Genomic DNA, 26627 nt, shown 5'->3' on the forward strand with positions numbered 1-26627 from the left:
GCCCCGGCTTTCGTTAAGAAATGCGCAAGCAAAGGTCCCGGTCTGTCGTGGAATTTGCGCCAGCTAATCGCTTTGCAGATATCGATTCAATCGACATACCGGGCTTTTATGTCGAAATTTCATGATTAATTCGACATTGCGAGCTTGCTATGTCGATTCTATCGACATAGGCTGCTTAACAGAGCAGCCTATGTCGAAAAATTAGAGGAATGTGTACATGGATTGGCGCCCGGACGAACCCTACAACCAGCTGCCCGCGCTTCCGCCCGCAAACGATGCCACGGAAACCCTGGCGATCCTCAAGGCCTGTATCCCGGCCCGAGCTGCCCTGGCAGAGCTCAATCAGGCCGGAAAGCTGATCCCAAATCAGTCCCTGCTGATTAACTTGCTGCCTCTTCTGGAGGCAAAAGACAGCTCTGAAATAGAGAATATCGTCACCACCACCGACAAGCTGTTCCAGTTTGCGCAGGAAGATCAAGGGGCGGATCCGGCAACCAAGGAAGCACTCCGCTATCGGACGGCACTGTACGAAGGGTTTGAGCTACTCCGACGCAAACCACTTTGCACCAATACCGCCGTGCAAGTCTGTAGCACCCTCAAAGGGGGAGAGATGGATGTCCGTAAAGTACCCGGCACTATTATTGGCAACCAGGCCTCGGGAGAGACGATTTACACCCCGCCATCAGGGGAAGACGTTATTCGTAATCTTCTCACCAACTGGGAGAGCTATCTCAACACCCACGATGGCACAGACCCACTCATCAAGATGGCCGTTAGCCACTATCAGTTCGAAGCCATTCACCCCTTCCATGACGGCAATGGTCGAACCGGGCGCATAGTGAATGTGCTCTACCTGATCGACCAGGAGCTGCTAACCTTGCCTATCCTCTACTTGAGCCGTTATATCGTTCACCACAAGAATGACTATTATCGACTGCTCACCCACGTCACCCGCACCGGTGACTGGCAGGAGTGGATCATCTTCATGCTCAAGGGGGTAGAGGAGGTGGCTTCTTGGACCTGTGCAAAGATTGCGGCCATGCGAGAGCTACTCACTCAGACAGAAGATTTTGTCAGGCAGCAGTTGCCAAAGATTTACAGCCATGAGCTGGTGCAAACACTGTTTGAGCAACCGTATTGCCGAATCGGTAACCTGGTAGAAAAAGAGATCGCCAAACGACAGACTGCCTCCAGCTATCTGAAGCAACTGGCCGGGATCGGGGTTCTCCAGGAGAAAGCATCCGGAAACGAAAAGCTTTTTATCAACCCGCGCCTAGTGCAATTAATGACCAGCGACAGTAATGAGATCCCACCGTACGAGTGAGGCGTCTCTCATGCTGGCTGCCTTCTCTGTAGAGTCGCAATGCAGCGAGGTAATGCGGTTCCGAAGCAGGAGTTAAGAGCGGCGGCTGGAGGGTGTCCCGTCTTTCCTGCAGCCTGGTAGCGCACTTGCATGGGGCGCAGGGGTCGGAGGTTCGAATCCTCCCGACCAATCGAGAGTCAAAAAAGCCCGGCTGGAAACAGCCGGGCTTTTTTGTGCCTGTCGTTTTGCGATGCTTGGCTGGCTTTCTGGCGCATCTAGCGGCAATCAGTCTAGGGCCATCTGCCTGCATGTATCGCGCCTTACGGCATGCTGTACTCGACCTTGCAGCCGTGCAGCAGCAGGTTGTTCCCTGCAGCCACATCCCCGGCAAAATCGGCACTCACCATCAAGGTATAGGCAAATTGGGTATTGTCGATCACCAGATCCGTTGCGGTGGGGGTGTTGGCTGTTCCCGTCATGGTTTGCCGGCCAGCGTTGGTGGAGCTCTGAGGAATATGGTAGATCACATCCAGATCCGCCGTGGTCAGGTCCAGGCGTCGCAAGGATACGTTGGAGAAAAAGGTGTCTTCGGTCGTGCCATAAATACTGTCATCGACCAAACATGACATTCCGGTCACGGTAGCGCCTTGCGGGAAATGAAGGGGGGCTGTCATTTTGCAGCCGACTGACTTGGCCCAGAAGAGATCAAAATAAGCATAGGTGACCAGCCGAGCCATCTGGCATGCAGAACTGGGGTTAGTGCTGGCGGTCCACTCCGAAAAGGCAAACGCCGACAACGACACCGCGCCATCAACCACCTTCGCCTCCAGGTCGGTAATCCGCTGATCATTATCATCCACGGCCGACTTTACTGAGTCGAAATTGCCGTTCACCTCTTCTGCCAGTGCGGGCGTATTGGGCACAAAGGTGGTCAGCCCGCTTACCTCAGCGGCAGACAAAGGTGCAGCCAGGGTGAGTGACAACAGAGCCAGCGAGCCTGTTAGAGTGACTGCCATTCGTGAAATGCTCATTGCCATTCTCCTTCATTCCAGTTGCTGTTATTCCATTCGGCATCGGTGCTGCTATTGGGTGGTGTCGTTGTCGCCGGGGCGGGTGAATCCGAACCGGACGAGCCACCACAGGCACTAAGCAAAAGCAGGCAGGCTGCCGCTACCAGCGCCAGGCGGTTTTGGTGATGCTGGAGTTTCATGATTAACCCATCCCTGTGAATGACGTTATACCTTCACTATATGATACCCCGCCAAAGCCGGCGTGGCGTGGAGTCACAGTTTCCTGGGAGTAACGAGGGGAGGAGAGAAGTGGCGGCTGACTTACCCGCGTCAGGAATAACCAGAATTGCATTAGCCAAGCTTGGCTGCAGGGATTGTGTGTTTTCAGCTAGCCCGAGGCAAAGATATCAATACCTGCTACTGAGCACCGTTTAGCTGATGATCAAGAGAGATCCGCTGTGCATCTCATCAGCCAGGTTGTGCAAGAAGGGTGGGGGATAGCTGGCAAGGCTGCATGCCTGTGATAAGGTTTACAACAAATATGAATAAACTTCAGGCTGCCAGGAGGGTGGCTGATATCGCATGGGTATCGTCGGCACCTGAAAGGATGTGGGGAAAACATTGAAACAGGAAACCACCTCGAGCAATTTCGACTTCCTGCTGGAGCACGACCCGCTTTTTGTCGAGCTAGCAGCGTCGGCGGAGCGGGCCTTTGCCAGCGACCCAAATACCACCTTGATCAAACTACGGCAGTTTGCCGAAGCAATCACCCAGCACCTTGCAGCACGTGCCGGTGTCGACTTTGATGAACAGACCTCCCAGGCGGACCTGCTCTATCGCTTGAATCGCGAGCTGCGCTTCGAGCCGGTGGTACGAGAGTTGTTCCACACCCTGCGTATCGAGGGTAACAAGGCCACCCACCAGTTCCGCACCCAGCACCGCGAAGCCATGGATGGACTGAAAGTGGCCCGCGCCTTGGCCATCTGGTTCCACCGTGCTTTCGGCAAGGCGGGAGCCGGTTTCAAACCAGGCCCCTTCACGCCCCCCGAAGACCCCAGTACCCAGCAGCGTCAACTACAGGTAGAAATCGAAAAACTCCAGCATGAGCTGCAGGAAGCCAACGTCAGCCTGGATTCCAGTCAGCAGCTCAATGACTTGATTGAAAAAGAAAAAGCGGAATATGAAGCCTTGGCGCTGGCAATGGATGAAGAGTCTCGCGCTCTGGCCAAACAGGCAGAAGACCATGAAGCCGCGCTAAAGCAGCAACAGCAAGATTACGAAAAAACCATCCAGACCCTGCAGCAGCAGTTGAAAGAGCAGGGCGAGAAAGCGGCCTCCAGCCAGATGCAGTACGTGGCCACCCAGACCCAGGCCGCCAGCAAGGAAATCGTGCTGGATGAAGCCCTGACCCGCGTACTCATCGATAACCAGCTACAGGAAGAAGGCTGGGAAGCCGACAGCGAAGAACTCACCTACCAGAAAGGTGCCCGACCGGAGAAAGGCCATAACCGGGCCATCGCAGAATGGCCCACCACCTATGGGGGCAAGAAAGGCCGCGCTGACTATGTGCTGTTCGCAGGCCTTACCCCCATCGCCGTGGTCGAAGCAAAAAAGGAAAACACCAATGTGGCGGGCAAGATCCGCCAGGCAGAACGTTACAGTAAGGGCTTTCAGATTGCGGCACCGTTAGTGCCCGCCTTCGAGCTGGCAGGGCGTACCATCGCTTGGCCCGATGATAATGACGCGCACTACAACGTGCCCTTTGTCTATTCCTGTAATGGTCGCCCCTATGTGCCGCAGCTGGCAGAGCAGTCCGGCACCTGGTTTCGGGATGTCCGCGCACCCAGCAACACCAAGCGCGCACTACCCAAATTCCACACCCCGGGAGGCCTGCTGGATCAGCTCAAACGCAGCAAGGAAAAAGCCGAGCAGGCGCTGCAAAGCGAACCCTTCGGCTACCTGAAACTGCGCGACTACCAGGTAAAAGCTATCCATGCGGTGGAAGACGCCCTGTCACGGGACATCCGACGGGCTCTGCTGGCCATGGCCACCGGCACCGGTAAAACCCGCACCGTTATTGGCTTGATGTATCGCTTCCTGAAAGCGGAACGTTTCAAGCGCATTCTCTTTCTGGTGGATCGCTCAGCGCTAGGCCAGCAGGCCATTGATGCCTTCAATGAAGCCCCCCTGGAACAGAACCAGACACTGTCCAAAATCTATAACGTGGCCGAGCTGGGCGACATGGCTGCTGAAGCGGAAACTCGTGTGCAAGTGGCCACCGTGCAGGCCATGGTCAAACGCGTGTTCATGAGCGACACGCCGCCGCCGGTGGATGCCTATGATTGCATCATCGTCGACGAAGCCCACCGGGGGTACACCCTGGACCAGGAAATGACCGAGGGCGAACTGGCCACCCGCGATGCCAGCCAGTATCTGTCCAGCTACCGCCGGGTGCTGGATTACTTTGATGCCGTCAAAGTCGGCCTCACCGCCACCCCGGCCAAACACACCAGCGACATTTTTGGCAAACCGGTCTACACCTATTCCTACCGGGAAGCCGTAGCCGACGACTGGCTTATCGACCACGAGCCGCCCATTCGCTATGAAACCCAGCTCACCCAAGAAGGCATCAAGTTCGACAAGGGTACAAAAGTGTCCGTCATCAACACCCGGAGCGGCGCCGTGGAAACCGCCGAGCTGGAAGACGAAGTGAGTTTCGAGGTCGACACCTTCAACAAGCAGGTCATCAACGAGAACTTCAACCGGGTGATCTGCGAACAACTGGTGAAAGAACTGGATCCCTTCGGCGACGAAAAGACCATGATCTTCTGCGCCACTGATCGCCACGCCGACATGGTCAAACGCCTGCTTGATGATGCCTTTAAAGCGCTCTACAACGGCACTTACAACCAGGCCGCCGTCGCCAAGATCACCGGGCAGAGCGACAAAGTGTCCCAGTTGATCAGCCAGTACAAGAACGAGCGCTACCCCAGCATCGCTATTACGGTAGACCTGCTCACCACCGGCATTGACGTACCCGCTATCTGCAACCTGGTATTCCTGCGTCGGGTGCGCTCGCGCATCCTCTATGAACAGATGATCGGCCGCGCCACCCGCCGCTGCGACGACATCGGCAAGACCGTATTCCGCATCTACGATCCGGTGGATATCTACGCCGCCCTGGATGACGTGAACACCATGAAGCCCCTGGTGAAAGACCCGAACATCACCCTGGAGCAGCTGGTCAACGAACTGGCCAACCCGGATACCCTGGAGCAGGCCCTTAACGCCCCCGGGGAACAGCAGGACGAAAGCCATGCCGACGTGGTGCTCAGCCAGCTCAGCCAAAAACTCATGCAGGTGCTGCGCAAGGCCGGACAAAAGGCGGACACCAACCCCCAGGTCAAAACCAAGCTCAGCGAACTGGAGCAGCTGTGGGGTGTGGAGCCGAAAACTCTCCACAAACAGCTGCACGATCTCGGCCCCAAACAGGCCGCTGCCTTCCTGCAGCAGCATGGCGGCCTGATCGACCAGTTGGCGGAAGTCAAAGTGCTGCTCGGCAGCGAACGCATGCCGCTGATCTCTGATCACGACGATGAACTGAAAGACCGCACCCAGAGCTACGGCAAGTACCAGCGCCCGGAAGACTACCTGGACAGCTTCAACCAGTTCATCAAGCACCAGCTCAATGATTCCACCGCCCTGGCCGTGGTGGTCAACAAGCCCCGCGACCTCACCCGCGAGCAACTCAAGGAAGTGCGCCTGCTACTGGACAACAACGGCTACACCGAAGCCAAGCTGCAAAGCGCCGTGCGCAACCAGACCAACAAGGACATCGCCGCCAGCATTGTCGGCCACATCCGCCGCGCCGCTCTGGGCGAAGCTCTCAAGCCCTTCGAGCAGCGTGTCACAGAAGCCATGGACCGCATCTACGCCCAGCACAGCTGGGCCCCCAACCAGCTCAAATGGCTGGAGCGTCTGGCCAAGCAACTGGTCCACGAAGTCATCATCGACCGGGACTTTGTCAACCAGCGCTTCGGCGAGCAGGGCGGCGTCAAAATGCTGGATAAAGTACTGGAAAATCAGCTGGATACGGTGCTGGATGAGCTGGGGGAGGCGATCTGGCCACCCCAGGATGCAGGCTGATATATATAAAAAAGCGAATTTTCTATATATAACTATGCGAATATGTATAGCAAATTGCGGTTTCCTATACCTGATATCGCGATACCTATAGAAAACGGCCGAAACGGAGCACCACCCATGACCACCGTCACCCCGCTGCCTCTTGAGGATATCGAGCGCTTTGAAACTCGCGCCGTGCTCAAGAAAACCGCAGAGGCGCACCGTTATCTGGCCGAACTCAAAGGGGTAGCTGCCACCATCCCCAACGAAGCCATCCTGATCAACACCCTCACCCTGCAAGAGGCCAAGGACAGCTCCGAAATCGAGAACATCGTCACCACCCACGACGAGCTCTACAAGGCCAACCTGTTTGCAGAAGCGGTCACCAACCCCGCCGCCAAGGAAGTGCAGGACTACGCCTTTGCCCTGCAGGAAGGCTTCCGGGTCGCACGTACCCAACGGCTGCTGCGTCTTCACGACATCATCGCCGTGCAGCAACAGCTGGAGCGCAACAAGGCAGGCTTTCGTAAACTGCCGGGCACCGAGCTGAAAAATGCCCAGACCGGGGACGTGGTCTATACCCCGCCCCAGGATGCCAACGACATCGATGCACTCATGAACAACCTGGTGGAATACATCAACGATGACGCCTGCTGTGATGCCGATGAGCTGGTGAAAATGGCGGTCATTCACCACCAGTTTGAAAGCATCCACCCCTTCTACGATGGCAATGGCCGCACCGGGCGCATCCTCAATATTCTCTATCTGGTAGCCAAGGGGCTGCTGGATCTGCCGGTGCTTTATCTCAGCCGTTACATTATCCGCAACAAGGGTGATTACTACGCCCAGCTACAGGCCGTGCGGGATACCGGCAACTGGGAGCCCTGGTTGCTCTACATGCTGGAAGGCGTCGCGCAAACCTCCCAGACCACCATCCAGTTGATTAATCAGATCAAGCAGCTCATGCAGCACTACAAGCACCGCATGCGTGAAGAGCTGCCCAAGATCTACCGGCAGGAGCTGCTCAACAACCTGTTCAATCACCCCTATACCAAAATCGACTTCGTAATGAGCGACCTGGGTGTTACCCGCATTACCGCCACCCGCTACCTGGATCTTCTGGTCGACCATGGCTTCCTGCACAAGGAAAAGATTGGTCGCGCCAACTACTACATCAACCAGCCGCTGTGCGAACTGCTCATCGAGCACGCATAACGACCATGGAATAACGGAAACACCTTCATGACCAATAACGATATCGTCCAGAAACTCTGGAACCTCTGCGACGTCCTCCGCGACGACGGCATCAACTACTCCGACTACGTTACCGAGCTGGTGTTGCTGCTGTTTATCAAAATGGTTCACGAAAACACCGAAGCGGGCACCCTGAAAAACCACCCGCTGCCGCAAGGCTGCCGCTGGACCGACCTCAACGAAAAATCCGGCATCAACCTGCTGAATGACTACAAGCGCATCCTGCTCAGCCTTTCCACCGGCAAGGACAACGACGGCAAGCCGGTCCACGAAGACCCGCTCATCAGCGCCATTTACGCCGACGCCCAGACCCGCCTGCGCGAACCGCGCCATCTGGAGCAGATGATCAAGACCCTGGACCAGATCGACTGGTTCAGCGCCCAGAAAGATGGCCTCGGCGATCTCTACGAAGGCCTGCTGGAAAAGAACGCTAACGAAACCAAATCCGGCGCCGGGCAGTACTTCACTCCGCGTGCGCTGATCGATTCCATGGTGCGCTGCATCCGCCCGCAAATCGGCGAAACCATTCAGGACCCGTCCGCCGGCACCGCCGGCTTCCTGGTAGCCGCCGACCAGTACATGCGCGCCCAGACCGATGACTATCTCGATCTCAGCGCCAAGGATGCCAGGTTTCAAAAGAACAAAGCCTTTATCGGCGTAGAACTGGTGCCTTCCACCCGCCGCCTGGCGCTCATGAACTGCCTGCTCCACGGCATGGAAGGCGACAAAGAGGGCGTGGTTCACCTGGGTAATGCCCTGGGTATGGTCGGTCAGAGTCTCGACAAGGCCGACATCATCCTCGCCAATCCCCCCTTCGGCACCGCCAAGGGCGGCGAAGCCTCCATCACCCGAGATGACCTCACCTACAAGACCAGCAACAAGCAGCTCGCCTTCCTGCAGCACATCTACCGCAACCTCAAACCCGGTGGCCGCGCCGCCGTGGTGCTGCCGGACAACGTGCTGTTCGAAGCTGGCGTCGGTACCGAGGTGCGCCGCGACCTGATGAACAAATGCAACCTGCACACCATCCTGCGCCTGCCCACCGGCATCTTTTACGCCCAGGGCGTCAAAACCAACGTCCTGTTCTTCACCAAGGGCAGCGCCAAAGACAAACTGCAAGAAGAAAACTGCACCGAAAATGTCTGGGTCTACGACCTCAGAACCAACATGCCCAGCTTCGGCAAGCGCACCCCCTTCGGCGAAAAACACCTCAAACCCTTCGAAGCCGTGTTTTCCCCCTCTCCCCTTGCGGGAGAGGGCCGGGGAGAGGGGGAAGCGGCGCAAGCCGCTCATCCTTCCTTCCACCCACAAAACCGCACCGAAGGCGAATACAGCTTCAACGCCGAAGAAATTGATCTAAGCGCCGATGCAAAAAAAGCCGAAGAAAACCAGGACGCCGACGAACAACTCATCAAAAGCCGCTGGCGCTGCTTCTCCCGCGAATGGATCGCCGACCACAAAGGTGACTCGCTGGATATTGCCTGGCTGAAAGATAGCGACAGTGTGGATGCGGCGAATCTGCCGGAGCCGAGCGTGCTGGCGGGGGAGGCTATGGGGGAGTTGGTGCAGGCGTTGGGTGAGTTGGATGGGTTGATGCGGGAGTTGGGGGCTGGGGAAGAGGCGGATAAATTTCTGACTCTTATAAATGAAGTTTTGGGTGAGGTTAAGTAATGGATCTCTCTGATTGCCCAGGTTCATGGTGTGGAGCCGAGTTAGGCGAAGTTTGTAGTAAACCTCAATACGGATATACGACTAAATCGAGTTTGCAGGGTGCAGTGAAGTTTTTGCGGACGACCGACATAACGAAAGGGGAGATAAATTGGTCAAATGTCCCTTTCTGTGAAAATGATCCAGAGGATGTGCTCAAATACCAGCTTGAACATAGAGATATTGTGATATCCCGTGCTGGCTCCATTGGCTTTAGCAGTTTGCTGACTGATCCCCCAAAAGGGTCAGTTTTTGCATCATACCTGATCAGATTTCAACCATCTGAGAAATTATCCGAAAAATTTCTTAAGCGATTTCTTGAGTCACCCTATTACTGGCTTCAGCTTGCGTCGATGTCGGCAGGAAATGCAGTGCAAAATGTTAATGCGAAGAAGCTGTCGAATATTATACTTCCTCTCCCGCCCCTAGCCGAACAAAAAGCCATCGCCGAAAAACTCGACACCCTGCTGGCCCAGGTGGAAAGCACCAAAGCCCGCCTTGAACGCATCCCGAAAATCCTCAAACGCTTCCGCCAATCCGTCCTCGCCGCCGCCGTGAGCGGGAAGTTGACGGAGGAGTGGAGGTCATTTCATCAGTGCGAGGCCGTTACTGAGAGAGAAATAAAAATGGAGAGAGAGAGCTATTTCAATCTTCATGATAAGAAGTATTTAGATATTCATAGATTCGAAGAAAAGGAAGCTCCATATAGTATTTCATCGACTTGGGGTTGGTATAGAGCAGAAGAAATTTGTGACCTTATTACCAAGGGAACAACCCCAAAAAAAGGGCTAATGAGTGAATCCGACAAGGTTCCATTTGTGAAAGTTTACAATCTCACATTCAATGGCTATTTGGACTTTTCTATAGAGCCTACTTTTGTTTCAGAGGAAACCCACAAAACATTATTGAAGCGCTCTAGGGCATACCCTGGCGATGTTCTGATGAATATAGTCGGCCCCCCTTTGGGGAAGGTGTCTATTCTTCCTGATACTTATCCAGAATGGAATTTGAACCAAGCCATCAGTATATTTAGGCCGGTTTGTGGTGTTTCATCTGGTTATCTTTCTTTATGTTTAAGAGATCACCTACTTTTGGAAGAAACAAAATCAAAGGCAAAGGCGACTGCTGGTCAGTTTAATTTGACACTTGAAATATGTAGGGATTACGCAATTCCTGTGCCTCCTAAGCAGGAACAAACCGAAATAGTCCACCGCGTAGACCAACTCTTCGCCTACGCCGAAACCATCGAAACCCAGGTCAACAACGCCCTGGAGCGGGTCAATAACCTCGCCCAATCCATCCTCGCCAAGGCTTTCCGTGGCGAACTCACCGAACAATGGCGCAAGGACAACCCGGGCCTGATCAGCGGCGAAAAAAGCGCCGAAGCTCTGCTGGAAAAGATTAAAGCAGAACGCGCAGCGGCCAAACCGGTGAAGCGGGGGAGAAAGAAGGCGAAATGAAGGCCAGGGATAAGCATGAATTAAGAAAACAATTTCAAGGACGAGGGAAGTAATGCGAGAAAAACTGATTCAGACCCGAGAGGGGCTGCCACCATTGACTTGGTGTCGAAGGAATCTTCAGGATATTGGCATGAAGGAAAGTGCGCTGGAAGCCACGTTAGTTGCCAACCCTGATCTACTATGTCTGGACGATGCAGGCATTTTTTATCGAAATGTACACATTGTTCGCCAGGCAAGTGCTAGAGCGATCACGGGTACACAGAAGTATCCTGACATTATGTTCCTCACAGATACGGGGGATGTAGGGGTCGTCGAGGTCAAAAGGTTCGGCAATCCAGAGCTTCAAGATAGGAAAGTGATTTCGCAAATCATTGATTATGGCGCTACGGTTACCACCTTGGATGAGGATAAGCAGGTCCGGATGCTGCGAGGTCCGAATTCTTCCGCAGAGACCCTTGATCAGCTTGTCCGTGAGGTTTTTCCGAAAAGCGAATATTTATCATCTCTGACGGCAAAGATCCGCCGTCAGCTTCAGTATGGTCAGTTGCATTACATTATTGCCTGTGACCGGGCGCCAGAGGGATTGGCGACATGGGTGGCCTCAGTAAGCCAAAGCAGTACAACGGACTTTTCTATCCGGGTGCTTGAAGTATGCCCCTATCAGCAAGACGATGCCCCTGCCTCGTTGATCTGGTTTTCTGCTCCCATCATCAAAACAGAAACGATCCAGAGAACGACCATCAGGATTGAAAGTCCTGGCAGTCAGCATGGGCTTGCCGTCAATGTGGAAAGCGAGATATCAGAAGAGGGTAAGGTTCTCCTCGGTATGAGCGGTCGAGGTAATCGTCAGAGCAATATGGCAGTTGCGACCGCCAATCTGGCGGAAGTGGCGAAATCTCTACCTTATCCTTCCGCAGATCTGTTCGCTTTTCTCGATACCATTCACAAAAAGGCTCTGGATAAAGACTGGGAATGGCTGGTCGGTGGGCTGGAAACTGGCGACACAACGGAACAATGTTACCTGAGAGGAACGAACCGCCCCGGCTTTGTAGAAGGCCGTTATGGTGTCAACTGGCTGAAACCGGCGCGTCCTAGCTTCTTCGCGGGTTATTACTTTAATGGTTGGGATCATGGTGTAGAGCCTGTTGGAGAGGCAGGCAGCTTCGCCGTGATTCTGGATGTTGATCGCGCGTGGGGCAGAAAAAAGCGGTTTTATGAAAGCGCTGAATTCCACGAGCTGGTGAATAGAATGACAACTGTCAAGGACTGGGAAGTCGAGCGAGGTCCAAATGACTGGCACCCAATCATCCTTCGTCGCTGTATGAAAACAGCGTTCTCAGCGGTGAACAATGAGAACGAGTTTGAGAATAAGTGGTTTGAAATGGCTGAAGAAGGGATCGGCCTGCTAATGGAAGGCGGAGAACTCGCTGCATTCAAATCCAGGGTTGGGGTGGTTGAGTGATATCGAAATGGTGGCGATTCACTCTGCCATTATAGGATTTCCAGCATGTGCTGAGTAGCCTAGTTGCCGGGCTTGCCATTCAGGCCGAGGGGCTGCTACGGAGTCCGCCAGGGCAAAGGCACTGACTAAAAAAGGATGTGTTACTTTCCCTGATCCCCCTTCGCCTTATACGCCGCCTTCCTGGCCTTCTTCTTCGCCTCCTTCTCTTCCTCTTTCAGCCTACGAATCTCCGCCACCTTCACATGCTCTTTCTCCGCCATGGCCGGGGTTTCCAGGGTGAGCTGGCCGAGTCTGCCGCCGCGGTATTCGCTGATCAGCAGGGTGGCGGCGCGGTCGAAGTCCACGTGGCCGCCACTGCCCAGGCAGCCGCGCTGCTTGCCGATGGTTTCCAGGAAGGGCACGCCTTCTTCGGGCAGGTCGTCGCGTTTGAAGCGTTCTTTCATTTGTTGCGGGTAGGCTTGCATGAAGTATTCGGCGGCGAACAGGGCCACGTCGTCTTCCTGCATGGCGGTGGCCTTGATGGCGCCGGAGAGGGCCAGGCGGTAGCCGCTGTTACGGTTTTCGATTTTCGGCCAGAGGATGCCGGGGGAGTCGATGAGAATCAGGCCGCCGCCCAGTTCGATGCGCTGCTGGCGCTGGGTCACTGCCGGTTCGTTGCCGGCCCGGGCCACCTGGCGGCCGGCCAGGGTGTTGATGAAGGTGGATTTGCCCACGTTGGGAATGCCGGTGATCAGGGCGGTGATGGTGGTGGCCCGGTCCCGCTTTTTGTGGACCATCTGCTGGCAGATATCCGCCAGTTTGCGCATCGGTTCCGGCTGGTGGGTGGTGATGGCCAGGGCGCGGACGGTAGGGTCTTTTTGCAGGTGCTCAAGCCACTGCTGGGTGATGGCCGGGTCGGCCAGGTCGCTTTTGCTGAGCAGTTTCAGACAGGGCTTGTCGGCACGGAAATTCTCGATCACCGGGTTGGAGCTGCTGTAGGGCAGGCGGGCGTCGACGATTTCGATGATCAGATCCACCTTGGGCAGGATCTCGCGGATCTCGCGGGTGGCTTTGTTCATGTGGCCGGGGAACCAGTTGATGCTCATAAGCGGGTGTTGCCTGTCTGCATGGAATATCGGGGCAGTATAGCTGAGTTGGTTCGTGGGAGCTTGAGGGGGAGTGGGCTTTGACGCTTTGCGCCAGGGGCGTGATACGAATCGTCATTAGTGTCTCATTTTGTCTCCCGTACACTGGGTCCACTGAGTCTGATAACAGCGGAGTAGGGTATGGATCTGCGGGTGCCGGAGCAGGAGAAGGCGTTTCGGGATGAGGTACGCACCTTTCTGGAGGAGAGCCTGACCCCGGAAATTCGGGAAGCGGGCAGGATGGTGACCTCGGTGTTTGCGCCGGTGAAGGAAGCCATGGCCTGGCAGCGCATTCTCAACGACAAGGGCTGGGCAGCGCCGCACTGGCCGAAGGAATTCGGCGGCACCGGCTGGAGCGTGACCCAGCGGGCCATCTTTGCGGAGGAGCTGGTCCGTGCCGAGACGCCGCCGCTGGTGCCCATGGGCCTGCACATGTGCGGCCCCTGCCTGATCGGCTGCGGCACCGAGGAGCAGCAGCAGGAATACCTGCCGAAGATTCTGAACGGTGAGCACTTCTGGTGCCAGGGCTATTCCGAGCCGGGCTCCGGCTCCGATCTGGCCTCCCTGAAGACCTTTGCCGAGAAGGATGGCGACGACTACATCCTCAACGGTACCAAGATATGGACCACCTATGCCCACTACGCCAACAAGATGTTCGCGCTGGTACGCACCAATCGCGATGGCAAACCCCAGCAGGGCATTACCTTCCTGCTGCTGGACATGGACCTGCCGGGCATCACCATCGAGCCCATTGTTGGCCTGGATGAAGTGCCGGAGCAGTGCCAGGTGTTCTTCGACAATGTGCGCGTGCCGCAGAAGAACCGGGTGGGCGAAGAAAACGATGGCTGGACCGTGGCCAAGTACCTGCTCACCTTCGAGCGCGGCGGCCAGGAATATGCCCCGGGCCTGAACGTGATGCTGGAAAAGATCCGCCTGATGGCCGAGAAGCAGCAGACCGCCTTTGGCCCGCTGAACCAGGACCCGGTGTGGCAGTACAAGTTTGCGGCGCTGGAAGCGGATGTGCTGGCGCTGGAATTCACCGAGATGCGCATCAAGTCCGCCCTGTCCGCCGGCAAGGACCCGGGGGCCCTGTCGTCCATGACCAAGATCCTTGGCACCGAATTGCTGCAGAAAGTCACCGAGCTGCGTATCGAAACCCTGGGTAGCCAGAGCGTGATCTGGCAGCCCCAGGCCCTGGTGCCCGGCGAGGAACAGCCGGTGATCGGGCCGGAGTATGCACTCACTGCCATGCCCCATTATCTGAACTCGCGGGCCTGTTCTATTTATGGCGGCTCCAATGAAGTGCAGCGCGGGATTATTGCCAAGGCGGTGTTGGGGCTTTGAGGGTTACCGAGGGCCGGGATTCGTCATGCAAGCATGACTTCCCACAGGGGCTCTCGGCGGTGTCAGGTTTTTGTGGGAAACCATGCTGTGCATGGTGAAGGCTTGAGCGGTGAAAGCCGGTAGTCGCCCGGGAATGGAGAACAACGATGAATTTTCAGTTGAGTGAAGAACAGCAAATGCTGGCGGACAGCGCCAAGCGGTTTGTGCGCGACAACAGTGATGTGGAAAAACATCGCCAAAATAAAAAGCTGATGCCACTGGATGCGGCCACCTGGCAGCAGTTTGCCGATCTGGGCTGGCTGGCGGTGCCGTTCGAGGAAGAGCATGGCGGCCTGGGCATGGGCCAGCTGGAAACCATGGTACTGCTGGAAGCCCTGGGCGAGGGCCTGATCATGGCGCCCTATATTGCCACGGTGGTGTTGGGCGGCGGGTTTCTGCGCCATGCCAGCGCGGCCCAGCAGGCGCAAACCATTCCTGCCTTGCTGGAAGGCAAGCTGCAGGTGGCCTTTGCCGCGGAAGAGTACGAGCGGGTGTTCACCCTGGAAAACACCGCCATGGCCGCGGAAGTGAAAGGCAGTGAGGTGGTGCTGAATGGTACCAAGTGCTGCGTAATGAACGGTGACCAGGCGGATCAGCTGGTGGTGCTGGCACGCACCGGGGATGAGCCCGGTGAACAGGATGGCCTGAGCCTGTTTCTGGTGGATGCCAACGCCGAAGGCGTGGAGCGGGTGCCGCACCGTACCGTGGATGGTCGTCAGGGTGCAGAGATCCGTTTCCATCAGGTCACGTTGCCTGAAGCTGCCCGCATTGGTGAACTGAACGGCGGTTATGCCATCGCCCGGGATGTGCTCAATGACGGCCTGCTGGCCCTGTCGGCGGAGTCCGTGGGCAGTTTGTCCGTGTTGCTCAACGAGACCGTGGAATACAGCAAGACCCGCCAGCAATTCGGCGTGCCCATCGGCAAGTTCCAGGTGCTGCAGTTCCGCATGGCGGACATGTTTATCGCCATGGAACAGACCCGCTCGCTATTGCTGGACGCCACCCTGAAAACCGTAGAAGGCCACGACGATGCGGCCAAGGCCGTGCATGCCATGAAAGCACAACTGGGCCGGGCCGGGCGCAAGATTGCCCAGGAAGCGATCCAGATTCACGGTGGCATGGGCATGACCGATGAGCTGGGCGTGGGCCATTATGTGAAGCGGGTGACCGGTGTGGATGGCCTGTTCGGCAATGCGGATGTGCACCTGATGGCCATGGCCCGGTCAGCGTAAGGTCGTCCTGTTGCGGGTGGGCGAGTCCGGGATCGGATTTGCCGACCACTGTGACCATGCGGTATAAGCCATGGAAACCATCGGGCACACACTGGGAGTCTGAATGTCACGTAACGCGGCCGCGTCGAAAACCCTGCTGAAAAACCTGCAGGTGCCGGAAGGCGACAAGACCTACGAGAAAATCCTCGATGCGGGTCTGGCCCTGTTTGTGGAATTCGGCCTGCGCCGCACCACCATGGAAGATGTGGCCGGCAAGGCCGGTATCGGCCGGGCCACGGCCTACCGCCGGTTTGCCGACAAGGACCAGTTGATCCAGGTGGTGATCTTGCGTGAGTGTCAGCAACAGCTGGCCAGGATCGAAGCGGAACTGGCACAGATCGACAACGGTGTGGAACGGGTGCTGGAATCCTTTGTGCTGGCGGTGACCCGCGCCCATCACCATCCCCTGTTGCAGCGATTACTTACCTCCGAGCCAGAAACCATCCTGCCGATTCTTACCCAGCGCCTGTGGCAGATGATGGGGTTCTTCCGGATGTACATGGCCAGCATGCTGGACCAGGAGCAGGAGAAGGGCGCCATTCGCAAGCAATCGTCCGAGGCCCTGGCCGAGCTGATGCTGCGCCTGACCCAGTCCATGGTGCTGTCGCCGGACGGCGTGATGAACCCGGCCAACGAGGCCGGTGTGCGCCAGTGGGCCAATGACTATCTGCGCCCGCTGCTGACCCCCTGACATTATGTTCCTTACCTTGACCAAAACGCGCTAAACAGAAACGCGAAAACTGTGTGATGCGCTTGTCTGTGTGATCAATTGAGACGTATTTTAATATTTGTCTCAATAGAGTATGCATCGACAGGATTTGCCATGACACAAACGGCCACTGACACACCGCGCGATATCCCTCAGCCCTTGGGCCCGGATTCCTACACCTGGCAGGACTTCGGCTCCTGGCGGTTTCATCTGATGCTGCCCCAAGCCTTCGTGTTGCAGGTGGCGCACCCGATCATCGATGCCGGGGTGGGCGAGCACTCGGTCTACAAGACCGACCCCTGGGGACGCGCCAAACGGTCCACGGAACTGCTCTGGCCCATCGTCTATGCGCGCCCGCAGAAAGCCATCGAGATGGGCATCAAGCTGCGTGACCTGCACCGCAGCATCAAGGGCGTGGACAAGCACGGCAACAAGTACTTCGCCCTGGACCCGGAAGCCTATAGCTGGGTCCACATCACCGGTTACGACGCCACCATCCGTATGCATGAAATGCTGGGCAAGTCGCCCACTGCCGAACAGCGCCGCGCCATGTTTGTGGAGTGGCGGCAGCTGGGCAAGATGATGGGCATTCGCGACCAAGACCTGCCTGCCACGGAAAGTGACTACTGGGCCTATTTCCACGGCATCATCCGCGACCGCTTGGAGTGGGGCGAGGTGGTTCAGGACCTGATGCGCCCGGAACATTATCTGGAAATTCCCAAGCCGCCGGGCAGCCGCATTCCCGATACGGCCTGGCGCCTGATCCTGATTGTTATGGGGCGCTTCATGCGTTTCAACCTGCGCGCCACCTTGCCGCATCAGTTCCGGGAAAAATTCCAAATCCCCTGGAGCAGGAATGACCAGCGCCTGTTCCGCGCCTGGTGTGGCGTCTACCGCGTGCTGCATGCACTGACACCGAAAAAGCAGCGGCTGATCCCGCTGGCCCGTAACGCCTGGCGCGATGCCGAGCGTCACCCCGAGGCCTATAACATCAACAATATCCCCGAAGGTGCCCACTATGACATCGGATAACCGCCCCTGGCTGTCCACCTATGAATCCCTGGGCTACGACTGGCATACGTTGCCGGCGTTGCCCGAAAAAAATCTGTCCGATTACGTACGCGACTACGCGCAACAGTTTCCTGACCGGGAAGCCCTGGTGTTTCTGGGCAAGGCGATCACCTACCGGCAACTGGACCACCTGGCCGACCGCATGGCCGCGCTGTTTGCTGCCCAGGGTGCAAGGGCCGGCGATGTGCTGGGCCTGCAGATGCCCAACACGCCACAGTACGTGGTGGCCTTTATCGCGGCGGCCCGGCTGGGCATGGTGAGCACCAGCATTTCCCCGCTGATGACGGCGCCGGAAATTACCCACCAGGCCAATGATGCCCAGGTGAAAATCCTGCTCACGCTGATGCCGTTCTGGCAGACCTCGATGCCGCCGGTGCTGGGCAAGGTGGACACCCTGAGCACAGTGATCGTCTCCGGCCCCATGGACCTGATGACCGGGCAGGGCGAGGCCCTGGAAGAGACTCACGAAGGTGTGCAGGTGATGTCCCTGCACGATCACTTGCCGGACACCGCCGAGCCGGTGAACACGCACGTGGATATGGATGCAGTGCTGTACCTGCAGTACACCGGCGGCACCACCGGTCTGCCCAAGGGCGCCAGGCTGACCTCGCGCAACCTGTTCATGAACAACCTGCAGGCTAATGTGTTTTACGACTATCGCACCGGCGAGGAAACCGTGGCCTCTGCGTTTCCGCTGTTTCATATCGGCGGCGCGGCGGTGGTGTTCAACGCCCTGCGTACCGCCTCAACCTTTCTGTTGATTCCTGATCCCCGTGATATCGATCACTTCGTTGCCGAAATGACAGCGCGAACGCCCACGGTACTGGCGGCAGTACCGGCGTTGTATCAGATGCTGTGCGCTAACGAGACCTTCAAGGGACTAGATTTCAGCGGCCTGCGTATGGCCATTTCCGGCGCGGCGCCCTTTGCCAAGGAAGAAGTGCAACGGCTGGAAAGTGTGATCGGCAAGAACAAGTTCTGCGAAGTCTACGGCATGACCGAAACCAGCCCGGTGATCACCCTGAACCCGGCCTCCCACTTCAAGGAAGGCCATGTGGGTATTCCCCTGCCGGGCACGGAGGTGCGCATTGTGGATGTGGACACTGGCGAGTCAGTGCCGTTGGGGGAACCCGGCGAAATCATCGCCGCCGGCCCCCAGGTGATGCAGGGCTATCTGGCCATGCCCGAGGCTACGGAAAAAGCCCTGCAGGAGATCGGCGGTAAGCGCTGGATGCACACCGGGGATATCGGCGTCATGGATGAAGACGGTTTTGTCCGTGTCTGCGATCGCAGCAAGGACATGCTGATTGTCGGTGGCTACAAGGTGTTTTCCGTGGAAGTGGAAGGCAAGGTGCAGAGCCTGCCCTGGGTGGGCATGTGCGCCGTGGTCGGCCGCCCGGACAGCAACCGCCCCGGCAATGAAATCGTGCAGCTTTATGTGGAGCGCAGCGCGGACTGCGACAAGAGCGAGACCGACCTGAAGGCAGAGCTGGACAGTTTCTGTCGGGAAAACATGTCGCCGTACAAAGTGCCCAAGGAAGTGTTCTTCCTGGATGCCATTCCGCTCACCTCCGTGGGCAAGATCGACAAGAAAGCATTACGACAAACCGCTTAGCTTGAAACGTAGGGTGCACTGAGCCTAAGGCGAACTGCACCGATCCACGGCCTTTGTGGTGCAGTTCGCCTTAGGCTCAGTGCACCCTACGGGAAAGGCTGGCGATATTTTTTACCCATACCAATAACGATAAAGGGTCACGACCATGACAAAAATAACGCTACAACATAGCAAGGTGATCCTGCTGGGCATGCTGCTGGTTCTGCAGGGATGCTCGGCGTTCAAGGCATCCCACTTCGTGCCGGAATCGGCGGAAAACATGCGCGAGTGGGAAGTGGAAGGGCGCTTTGTGCTGCGGGCGGACAGCACCGTCAGCAAAAGCCATTTTGCCTTCCGGCAGATCGGCGAGGAGTACGCCCTGTCCATTCTTATGGACGAGCCGGTGGGCGAACCCAAAGTCATCATTCACGGCAACGTCTATGAGCCGGACAGTGAAACCGTGGATGTAATCGGCGGGGCTGAGGCCATGAACGTGGCGGAGCATCTGCAGGCGCATATCCGTGCCGGCAATCTGTCCTACTGGTTGCGGGGTCTGCCGGCCACCGCCGATGCGGTGGTGTACCAGGAAGACCTGGACCGGGTAGACCGCATCGAGGAAGCCGGTTGGGATATCGACTACAAGGAATACATGGCGGTGCAGAATTACCTGCTGCCGTCGCAAGTGAAGTTCAAGAGTGAGCCGGGTTCCTTCACCCTGGATATGGTGCGCGCGGAAACCGCTTATCTGACCAGCCCCTGTGGGCAGAATGTGTCGGCTAGTGAGCTTGAGTCGCCACCGGAAAATAACGCCGGACAGGATGCAGTGAGACAACTGGTACCCAGCGACGGTAGTCCGCCGATTCCCCGCTGGGTGGACGAAGCGGCATTCTGCCGGCAACTGGTGAAGGTCCACGGCAAGATCCCGGACTCCCGGGTGGGTTTGTACGGGCCGGATTCCATGATGTGGAAATTGTCGCGGGCGTGCATGCCGGGGGCTTTCGGCGCGGGCCGGGCGCTGCTGTTGCAGCTGGCCCACCCCTGGGTCACTGCCAGCATCGATGAGCATTCGGTAGTGCGCGATGATCCACTGGGCCGCGCCCGTCGTACCTTCCAGCATGTGGGCACCATGGTGTTCGGCAGCATGCCCCAGGTGATGACCTCGGCCAATCAGGTGCGTGATATCCACGAGGAAATCGAAGGCGAGGTGCCGATGGATTCCGGTGCCTTCAAACGGGGCAGTGAATACCGGGCCAACGAAGTGGCCGCGATGATCTGGGTGCATGCCACCCTGTGGGAAACCCTGGCCTATATGTACGAGAAGATGGAAGGAGAGCTGACTCAGAAAGAGAAGGATCAGTTCTACGAGGAAACCAAGCTGTTTGCCATGCTGTTCGGTGTGCCGGAACAGGCCCTGCCGAAAGACTGGAATGCCTTTATGGCATACAACCGCGCCATGTGGGCCAGCCCCCAGCTTACCGTGGCTGAAAACGGTATCCGCCTGAAGGAAGACCTGTTCGACCCGCGCTCCATCTGGATGATCTTCCCGTTGTGGGTGCAGGAGCAGGTCACCGCCGCCAATCTGCCGCCGCGCATTCGGGATGAATTTGAAATGAAATACGGCTGGTGGCAGAAGTTCAACAACACCTGGATCATGAGCGGCGCCAAGGTCACCCAGTGGATGCTGCCCAAGAGCCTGGAGCGTAACCCGCTGTACCATGAAGCCAATGCACGGCTCGAAGGCGAACGGGTGGGGGGCTATAACCAGTTCCTGATCGAGGCGCTGCTGGATAAGGAGCGGTTGGTTAACTGATGCCAAGAGTCATCGCACTGCTGCTGATGCTCGGGCTGGCGGCAGCGCTGCCGGCCTATGAGGTGCAGATCCGTCATCTCAGTCAGCCGGATTTTCTGCAGCAGGTGTTTGCTGACCAGGAGCCGCAAGCGGGCTTGCTGCCCTTGCGTGGCGAACTGCGCGAGCGGGTGACAACGGTGTTGGGCCACCCCTATCGGGGCCTGCGTCTGCGCTACTGGCATACCGATACAACCAGCGCCTGGATCATCGACGAAAAAAGCAAGGACATGCCCATGACCGTGGGTGTAGCCGTGGGGCCAGAGGGGATCGTGGGTCTGGAGATCCTGGTCTACCGGGAACCCCGTGGTGGTGAAGTGCACCAAGCGTTTTTTCGTCGTCAGTATCGAGGCATGACGCTCAATCATGACGATACCCTGTCCGGCCAGGTGGATGGCATCACCGGCGCCACCCTGTCCGTGGATGCCACCAGCCGGGTAGCGGCCATGGCGCTGGTGTTGCACCAGGCAGTGATGGAAAACAATGGCAACGTCTTGAATTAAGGCCTGCCCGAAATCAATTTTCACCACAGAAGGCACAGAGGGCACCGAGAAAAATCTTTTCCTCAGTGAACTCTGTGCCCTCTGTGGTAAAACAGGGTTTTCCCATGGGGCGATGGACAGTTGCCAGAACCCCGCCAAGCCACCACTATCGAACCATTGTCGCTGCGCTGGCTCTAACCGTTATGGTTCGATTTTTCCCGCCTGTTTTTCGAGGCCTTGGTTATGCGCTGCTACTGCTGCTGATTGTGGCACTGGTGGCCGCGGGCTGGCTTTATAGCCAGGGCCTGCGCGTGGGCAAACCGGGCTGGGACGACGGTCTGACTCTGGCCCATTGGCGTTGGCAGCCTGACGGTTGCGCGCCGCTGGCGGGGAAAGATCTGGTTCTGCGCGATCTGTTTCCTCTCACTGTCCACACGCGGATGGTCACCGTCACGGCCTGTGACAGCGGCGCGGACGATGACGGTTTTGTGATGCCGGCATCCCTGCCCTGGACTCCCCCTTTTGCGCTTTCCATTGAGACGTTGCAGTTGCCTGAAATCGGTGAGGTGGTCCCGCCACCGTTGCAGGTAAAAGCCCGACAGCAACAACAGAACTGGTCCCTTCAGGTGGAGAGTCCACAAAGCGACCTGAAGGCGGAGTATGCCCGCGATGACGGGCAGTGGTCGCTGCACGGCAACGGCTCGCTTAAGGAATGGCTGACGGACTGGCAGGGTATATGGCAGCTTGAAGGCGAGGGTGTATGGCATGGGCAACCCGCTGGCACCCTGAGCGCAACCCTGCAGGATGCCGGTCTGCAATCTCAGCCGCAAAAAGCCGATTTGGCAATGAAGGCCAGTTTTACTGGTGTGCAGTGGCAGGCTGAGATGAGCCTCAGCGAACCGTTATCGCTCAATGAGCACTGGCAGCTGGCAATCCCGGCACCGTTATCGTTGCAAGGGCAGGGCATTGCCCTGTTGCAAGCCCGGGGACAGTTACAATTGCAAGGGCCACCAGGACAGGTGCATGTTTCTGCCAACAGTGATGACGGGACCATAGAACAGGGTGCCGGGCGGGTCATGTTGACGGGGCCGGAGCTGGATGGGCAACTGGATTTTCAGTGGCAGGATCGAATGCTGACCCTGTCGCCGGCAACCCTGGCGTTGCCGGAACAACTCTCCGCGCAATGGAAAGAGCCCCTGCAAGTGCCCATGGCGCTGGACGGCGTCACGGATCTGCCGTTGCTGATTGGCTATGAAGACCTGCGCCTCAAGGCCAGCCCCAGCCGGCTCCAATGGCAGGGCAAACACTGGCAGTGGCAGGGCGCGCTGGCGTTGCAGGGCCGCTGGCAAGGGTACCGGCTGGATGGCCACTGGCAAGGTCAGGCCGCCAGCGATGGCTTGCAGGGAAAGCCAATTACCCTCAGCGCCCGTAATGGAGACGATCATCTGGCCTTTCGGTTGCCGCTGGAATCCCTGCACCGGGCACCTTACGGGGGCAAGGCCACCGTGGCAGGTCAGTATGCCGGCTACCCGCTCGATGGCAGCCTGTCCTTCCGCCAGGCGGCGAGCGGCTGGCAGGGCACGTTGTCGGCCACCTCGTCCATTCCCGACTATGATCGGGGCGGTGACGTCTCCCTGCAGGTGCCATGGCACCTGGAAGACAGTGCGGTGGTGCTGGCCAATGGCAGCCAACTGTCCGTCAGCGAAGGGCTGGTGGGGCAGGTGTTGCTACGCCCGTTCACCGTAGCGGCCAGTGGCCCGGTAACGGTGAGCACTGCCGGGGCCCATGGTCAGGTGCAACTGCGCAGTGGTGGCCTGCTGGCGGCCCGCTGGCGGTTGCCGGTGGTGGCAGGCAGTGCCCGGCTGGTCGGTAAAAAAGCCACGGCACGGCTGACCATTGCCGATTGGCAAAGTGAGCTGACGGCGCAAGCCTCTCTGGCAGGGGACGTCCCTCAAGGCAGTTTTCAGATCGATAGCAAGTTGATCCCGGCCATGGGCCAGGGCCTGGCAATGACGCCGCAGGAAGGTACGCTCACAGGCAAGGGTAGCTGGCAATGGCGTGACATTCTGTCTGCTCAAGGGACAATCCGCCTGGCGGATACGGGAGTGGACTGGGGCAGCGTCACGGCCCGAGGGATTCAGGGAACTCTGCAAGGGCACTATCGTGATGGCGCGGTGTCTCTAAAGAGTGAGGGGCCGGTGACGGCGAACACCCTGGATATCGGTACCCCGATTACCGGCCTGTCCCTGCAGATGGAGAGCGATCTCAGCCAATGGCAGTTCACTGATATCAGCGCGGATCTGCTGGGAGGCTCTCTGCGGGCACCGGCACTGGACTGGCCGTCACCCCGTCCCCAGCCGGTGGTGATTACCCGCATTGATCTGGAGCAGGTGGCCGCCTTGCAGAACCCGCCGGCGGTATTTCTGGATGGGCGTGTTGGCGGCTATGTGCCGCTGCAACTGGGTACGAATTTTATGGTGGTGGAAGGAGCCCGGCTGGCCAATGAGGAAACCCTGTCCCTGCGAATCCCGCCGTCTTCCAGTGTGCAATCCATGGCCAGCTCCAACCAGGCCGTGAAACTGGCCCTGGAAAGCCTCAGCGTGCTGACCATTCCGGATTTTCAGGCCCGCATGAATATGGACAGGGATGGCTGGCTGGAAGCCGCAGTGACGATCAAGGGTGTGAATCCGCAGAGAAATAATCTGCCGGTGGTGTTTAACTACACCCATCGGGAAAACATGCTGGTGCTGATGCGCAGCCTGCGTATTGGCGATGACATCACCGAGAAACTGCGCACGGAGAGAGCCCAATGAAAACACTCGCGCCGGGTTTATTGCTGGCGGTAACCCTGTTGCCCGCCTGCACACCGACGGTGGCTTTGAAAGCCCCGGAGGAACCCATCACCATCAATCTGAACGTGAAGATCGACCATGAAATCCGCCTCAAGGTGGAAAAGGATATCGATCAGTTGTTCAGTGAAGACAGCGACCTGTTTTAGGAGTAGGGACGATGAAAATTGTAAAAACCATGATTGCCACCCTGACCCTGCTGTTGAGCATGGCGGCGTTTGCACTGGATCTGGATGCGGCAAAAAGCCAGGGGATGGTGGGTGAACAACCGGACGGTTATCTGGGCGTGGTCAAGGCGACTCCGGCTGCCGTGGAGCTGGTGGCGGATATCAACCAGAAACGCCGTGATGCCTATGAGCGTATCGCCAAACAGAACGGCATTACCCTGGATCAGGTGGCACGCCTGGCCGGCCAGAAGGCCATCGACAAGACCGATGGCGGTGACTATGTGCGAACCCCGGACGGTCAGTGGGTCACCAAGTAGAGGTAATGCTTGCGTAGGGTGGATTAGCCGCAGGCGTAATCCACCAAAAGAGCCTTGGCGTCTGGGGGGAACCGGGATGGTGGATTACGCCTATGGCTAATCCACCCTACGGGGGCAAAAAAATATCTTGAAGAGAGATTTTAATATCTCTTTTATAAAAATAAATTGCTATAGATAGAGCATTGGAGCTCTCGTTCCAACTGATAGTTATTCATTAATCTTGTGTAAATCATTGATATTATAGTCGTTAAATTTCCGTAAATTTACGCCTCTCAGCACTGCTTCATGGCTGCTTGTTCTTCGTCCTGGTGGTTAAATCCGCGAAATTACTGGGCAACAGGAAAGGAACTCTGCCATGAAAAAGATTTTGCGCGTTACTGCGGCTCTTCCGCTGTTTATTTCCCCCCTTACCATGGCCGGAGAAAATGTTCCGGATCGCTATGGCTATATTGGTGGCCATGCCAGTTACTACACCTTTTACGACAACGATGTGATCGGTAACGGCACCGATGGCCTGGATGATGTGCCTTTTTATGGTGGTCAGCTTGGCTGGCGTTTTCATCCCAACTGGTCGGTACAGGGTTGGTATGACGAGGTGGAAGGCGATGCGGAAAGCAAATACGATTCCGGCCGTCGTCTGGACATGACCAACTATTTCGTCAGCGGTCGTTACCACTTCAACGATACCGGCATTCTCGGTTTTGAACCCTATGCGGGTATCAATGTGGGCGAGCAGCTGATCGAAAGCCTGAACAACCCCAATAGTGATGAAAACGACGAGCTGATGACCGGTGTCGAGCTGGGTATGCAGCGTGCGTTCTTCAAGCATGTGATTCTGGATCTGGGTACCCGTCACGCCTACAGCACTGATCGCGAGTACTGGGAAGGCCAGGTCTATGCGGGCCTTAACCTGGCGTTTGGTATCAGTAACGACAGCGACGACAGCGCTGAGGATGAGGTGGTGGCGGCTACCCCGGCTGAAGTGGTAACCGGAGATAGCGATGGTGATGGGGTCAACGATGACCGTGACCGTTGCCCGAATACCGCCTCCGGTGCGGTGGTGGATGCGGATGGCTGTCAGGTCTATGAGAGCCTGGAGCAGCGCGAAACCTCGGTGATCTATTTCGGCTTTGATCGCGATAGCATCCAGGGTCAGTTCAGCGATGAAATCCGCGGTGTGGCGGAGCGCCTTAACGGTGGTGAACAAGGCCGCATCCGTGTGGAAGGTCATGCGGACAGCACCGGCCCGGCAGAGTACAACCAGAGCTTGTCCGAGCGTCGTGCCCAGTCCGTGAAGGATCGTTTGATGAAAGATTTCAAAGTCAGCGGTGAGCGGATCAGCACGGAAGGCTTTGGTGAGCGCAAGCCGGTAGCGGACAACAGCACCCGCGAAGGCCGCGCCAAGAACCGCCGTGCGGATATCATCGTGGAAACCGAAGAGAAGAAAGCGCAGTTCAAGTAAGCGCGCGATTCGGGAGAAAAAACGGGATGCT

Annotated in this window: 20 protein-coding genes; 17 read left to right on the plus strand and 3 right to left on the minus strand. The window is 57.3% G+C overall.

What is annotated here, in order from left to right:
• The first annotated feature begins 217 nt into the window (after positions 1 to 217).
• Positions 218 to 1324, plus strand: coding sequence for a protein adenylyltransferase Fic (gene fic / locus ACMG4N_RS07700; protein ID WP_414433234.1), 1107 nt, complete (start codon positions 218 to 220; stop codon positions 1322 to 1324).
• Positions 1325 to 1623: 299 nt separating this feature from the next.
• Here fic and ACMG4N_RS07705 read toward each other — a convergent pair whose 3' ends face one another.
• Together ACMG4N_RS07705 and ACMG4N_RS07710 are read right to left on the minus strand one after the other, a co-directional pair.
• Positions 1624 to 2334, minus strand: coding sequence for a hypothetical protein (locus ACMG4N_RS07705; RefSeq protein ID WP_414433235.1), 711 nt, complete (start codon positions 2332 to 2334; stop codon positions 1624 to 1626).
• Entirely contained in the window at positions 2331 to 2513 is a 183-nt protein-coding gene (locus ACMG4N_RS07710) for a hypothetical protein (protein WP_414433236.1), read from the minus strand. The genes ACMG4N_RS07705 and ACMG4N_RS07710 overlap by 4 nt, the downstream gene beginning before the upstream one ends.
• Before the next feature lie 409 nt (positions 2514 to 2922).
• On the opposite strand from ACMG4N_RS07710, the gene hsdR reads away from it, so the two are divergent.
• The 5 genes from hsdR to ACMG4N_RS07735 all read left to right on the plus strand — a co-directional run bounded on the left by hsdR (position 2923) and on the right by ACMG4N_RS07735 (position 12321).
• On the plus strand, positions 2923 to 6459 hold the full coding sequence (gene hsdR / locus ACMG4N_RS07715; RefSeq protein WP_414433237.1) for a type I restriction-modification system endonuclease: 3537 nt from the start codon (positions 2923 to 2925) through the stop codon (positions 6457 to 6459).
• A gap of 117 nt (positions 6460 to 6576) precedes the next feature.
• Positions 6577 to 7653, plus strand: coding sequence for a Fic family protein (locus ACMG4N_RS07720; protein ID WP_414433238.1), 1077 nt, complete (start codon positions 6577 to 6579; stop codon positions 7651 to 7653).
• Between the two features lie 27 nt (positions 7654 to 7680).
• The gene (locus tag ACMG4N_RS07725) at positions 7681 to 9363 is read left to right on the plus strand and encodes an N-6 DNA methylase (protein ID WP_414433239.1); all 1683 of its coding nucleotides are present in this window, start codon (positions 7681 to 7683) and stop codon (positions 9361 to 9363) included.
• On the plus strand, positions 9363 to 10859 hold the full coding sequence (locus ACMG4N_RS07730) for a restriction endonuclease subunit S (protein ID WP_414433240.1): 1497 nt from the start codon (positions 9363 to 9365) through the stop codon (positions 10857 to 10859). Before ACMG4N_RS07725 ends, ACMG4N_RS07730 begins: the two co-directional genes overlap by 1 nt.
• A 130-nt stretch (positions 10860 to 10989) precedes the next feature.
• Positions 10990 to 12321 (plus strand): hypothetical protein, encoded by a 1332-nt coding sequence (locus tag ACMG4N_RS07735; RefSeq protein ID WP_414433241.1) that lies wholly within the window; start codon positions 10990 to 10992, stop codon positions 12319 to 12321.
• Between the two features lie 140 nt (positions 12322 to 12461).
• Here the strand turns inward: ACMG4N_RS07735 and ylqF are convergent, their stop codons facing one another.
• Positions 12462 to 13406: a ribosome biogenesis GTPase YlqF gene (ylqF, locus tag ACMG4N_RS07740; RefSeq protein ID WP_414433242.1), complete on the minus strand. Its 945-nt coding sequence runs from the start codon at positions 13404 to 13406 to the stop codon at positions 12462 to 12464.
• A gap of 180 nt (positions 13407 to 13586) precedes the next feature.
• On the opposite strand from ylqF, the gene ACMG4N_RS07745 reads away from it, so the two are divergent.
• The 11 genes from ACMG4N_RS07745 to ACMG4N_RS07795 all read left to right on the plus strand — a co-directional run bounded on the left by ACMG4N_RS07745 (position 13587) and on the right by ACMG4N_RS07795 (position 26596).
• The gene (locus ACMG4N_RS07745; protein ID WP_414430153.1) at positions 13587 to 14789 is read left to right on the plus strand and encodes an acyl-CoA dehydrogenase family protein; all 1203 of its coding nucleotides are present in this window, start codon (positions 13587 to 13589) and stop codon (positions 14787 to 14789) included.
• Positions 14790 to 14935: 146 nt separating this feature from the next.
• On the plus strand, positions 14936 to 16060 hold the full coding sequence (locus tag ACMG4N_RS07750; RefSeq protein ID WP_414433243.1) for an acyl-CoA dehydrogenase family protein: 1125 nt from the start codon (positions 14936 to 14938) through the stop codon (positions 16058 to 16060).
• 103 nt (positions 16061 to 16163) lie between these two features.
• The gene (locus ACMG4N_RS07755; RefSeq protein WP_035246402.1) at positions 16164 to 16790 is read left to right on the plus strand and encodes a TetR/AcrR family transcriptional regulator; all 627 of its coding nucleotides are present in this window, start codon (positions 16164 to 16166) and stop codon (positions 16788 to 16790) included.
• Positions 16791 to 16922: 132 nt separating this feature from the next.
• Positions 16923 to 17840 (plus strand): oxygenase MpaB family protein, encoded by a 918-nt coding sequence (locus ACMG4N_RS07760; RefSeq protein WP_414433244.1) that lies wholly within the window; start codon positions 16923 to 16925, stop codon positions 17838 to 17840.
• The gene (locus tag ACMG4N_RS07765) at positions 17827 to 19494 is read left to right on the plus strand and encodes a class I adenylate-forming enzyme family protein (RefSeq protein WP_414433245.1); all 1668 of its coding nucleotides are present in this window, start codon (positions 17827 to 17829) and stop codon (positions 19492 to 19494) included. Before ACMG4N_RS07760 ends, ACMG4N_RS07765 begins: the two co-directional genes overlap by 14 nt.
• A gap of 145 nt (positions 19495 to 19639) precedes the next feature.
• A complete protein-coding gene (locus ACMG4N_RS07770; RefSeq protein ID WP_414433246.1) occupies positions 19640 to 21283 on the plus strand; it encodes a lipoprotein insertase outer membrane protein LolB in 1644 nt (547 codons plus the stop codon).
• On the plus strand, positions 21283 to 21822 hold the full coding sequence (locus ACMG4N_RS07775) for an FMN-binding protein (protein ID WP_414433247.1): 540 nt from the start codon (positions 21283 to 21285) through the stop codon (positions 21820 to 21822). The genes ACMG4N_RS07770 and ACMG4N_RS07775 overlap by 1 nt, the downstream gene beginning before the upstream one ends.
• 182 nt (positions 21823 to 22004) lie before the next feature.
• A complete protein-coding gene (locus ACMG4N_RS07780) occupies positions 22005 to 24614 on the plus strand; it encodes a YdbH domain-containing protein (protein ID WP_414433248.1) in 2610 nt (869 codons plus the stop codon).
• Complete coding sequence (locus ACMG4N_RS07785) at positions 24611 to 24799, plus strand: YnbE family lipoprotein (RefSeq protein ID WP_062817528.1); 189 nt, start codon at positions 24611 to 24613, stop codon at positions 24797 to 24799. Before ACMG4N_RS07780 ends, ACMG4N_RS07785 begins: the two co-directional genes overlap by 4 nt.
• A gap of 11 nt (positions 24800 to 24810) precedes the next feature.
• Positions 24811 to 25134 (plus strand): YdbL family protein, encoded by a 324-nt coding sequence (locus ACMG4N_RS07790; protein ID WP_273009085.1) that lies wholly within the window; start codon positions 24811 to 24813, stop codon positions 25132 to 25134.
• 355 nt (positions 25135 to 25489) lie between these two features.
• Positions 25490 to 26596 (plus strand): OmpA family protein, encoded by a 1107-nt coding sequence (locus tag ACMG4N_RS07795; RefSeq protein ID WP_414433249.1) that lies wholly within the window; start codon positions 25490 to 25492, stop codon positions 26594 to 26596.
• Positions 26597 to 26627: the final 31 nt, after the last annotated feature.

The sequence above is a fragment of the Alcanivorax sp. IL2 genome, from assembly GCF_047495475.1.
GTDB lineage: Bacteria > Pseudomonadota > Gammaproteobacteria > Pseudomonadales > Alcanivoracaceae > Alcanivorax.